The organism is Kitasatospora sp. NPDC093558, from assembly GCF_040683475.1.
Lineage (GTDB): Bacteria > Actinomycetota > Actinomycetes > Streptomycetales > Streptomycetaceae > Kitasatospora.
The window spans coordinates 1-1471 of the sequence record NZ_JBFBDY010001139.1; the positions used below are offsets into that span (position 1 = coordinate 1).

The window sequence follows — 1471 nt, forward strand, 5'->3', positions numbered from 1 at the left end:
GCCGGCGCGTCACGCTGTCGAGCACCACGACGCCGCCGGGCCGGTCCTCCGAGCCCTCCACGCTGACGTAGAGGCGGCGGCGGGCCGGGTCCAGGGCGAGGCCGTGCGGCCCGTGCTCCGGCGCGAGGTCCACGACCTCGACGATCCTGCGCTCGTCCGGGTCGATGACGGTCACTTCGGTGCGCCGGCCGCCGTTCGCGTGGTAGTAGCCGGAGTGGTACGCCGAGGTGCACCACAGCAGGCGCTGCGCCGGGTCGAAGCACAACTCGTGCGGCTCGGCCGGGACTTCCACCGTTCCGAGGAGGCGATCTGTGGCGGCGTCGAAGAACGAGACGGTCGGACCGCTCTGGCTGACGACCGCCAGGACGTCGCCCTCACGACCTGCGCGGCCCTCACGACCTGCGCGGCCCTCGCGACCTGCGCGGCCCTCGCGACCTGCGCGGCCTTCGCGGCCTTCGCGGAATGACTGTTGCATGAACGGCTCCTGATGCGGAGTGAGGAGACAGGCTTCGCCGTCGTCTCCGTGGACAGCTTCACCCTCTCCGCCCGCCACCCGCTGCGACAATGCAAAGATTGGCACACAATCCTTGCCCAGGATGGAAAGACAGAGCTCAGGAGGCACTCATGGACCTCAACCTGCTGCGGGCCCTGGACGCCCTGCTCCAGGAGAACAGCGTGACGCGCGCCGCCGAACGTCTCGGCACCTCGCCCGCCGCCGCCAGCCGCACGCTCGCCCGGCTCCGCCGCGCCGTCGGCGACCCGCTGCTCGTCCGCGCCGGCCAGGAGCTCGTCCCGACGCCCCGCGCGCTCGAACTCCGCGACGAGGTGGGCGCGTTGCTGCGCTCCTGCGACAACGTCCTGCGGCCCGGGGCCGGTTTCGACCCCGTCCACCTCGACCGCACGTTCACCGTGCAGGCCACCGAACTCCTCCTCGTAGGCCTGGCCGGGACGTTGACCGACCGGATCCGCGCCGAGGCCCCGCAGGTCGACGTCGTCTTCCTCCCCGAGGCGCTGGAGGACGGCCCCGCGCTCCGCCAGGGCCGGGTCGACGTCGAACTCGGCGTCCTCGGCCACCTCGACCCCGAGATCCGGACCCGCGCGCTGACCCGGCTCCCGCTGGTCGGCGTCGCCCGCGCCGGACACCCCATCTTCCGTGGCCGGAAGGGGAGTCGGACGGATAGCCGGGTCACCGCGCGCCGCTTCGCCGCCGCCGACCACATCGGCGTCTCCCGCCAGGGCAAGCGCCTCGGCGCGATCGACAGCGCGCTCGCCGAGAAGGGCCTGCGGCGCCGCGTCGCCGTCGTCGTCCCCAGCCACACGAGCGCGATGCTCCTCGCCCGGGACACCGACCTCATCGCGCTCAGCCTGGCCGGCTGGCTCCCCGACACCGTCGCCGCCCTCGGCCTGCGCACCTTCCCCATCCCCCTCGACCTCCCCCCGCTCGACCTCGGCATGGCCTGGCACCCCCGCA

At 73.6% G+C, this 1471-nt stretch carries 1 protein-coding gene and 1 pseudogene; one reads left to right on the top strand and one right to left on the bottom strand.

The features are described 5' to 3' along the window. Nucleotides 1-475: pseudogene (locus tag AB0O00_RS39185) on the bottom strand (hypothetical protein); the annotation flags it as partial. 149 nt (nucleotides 476-624) lie between these two features. On the opposite strand from AB0O00_RS39185, the gene AB0O00_RS39190 reads away from it, so the two are divergent. Continuing rightward, a partial coding sequence (locus AB0O00_RS39190; RefSeq protein ID WP_363659444.1) for a LysR family transcriptional regulator occupies nucleotides 625-1471 on the top strand: 847 nt, incomplete at its 3' end.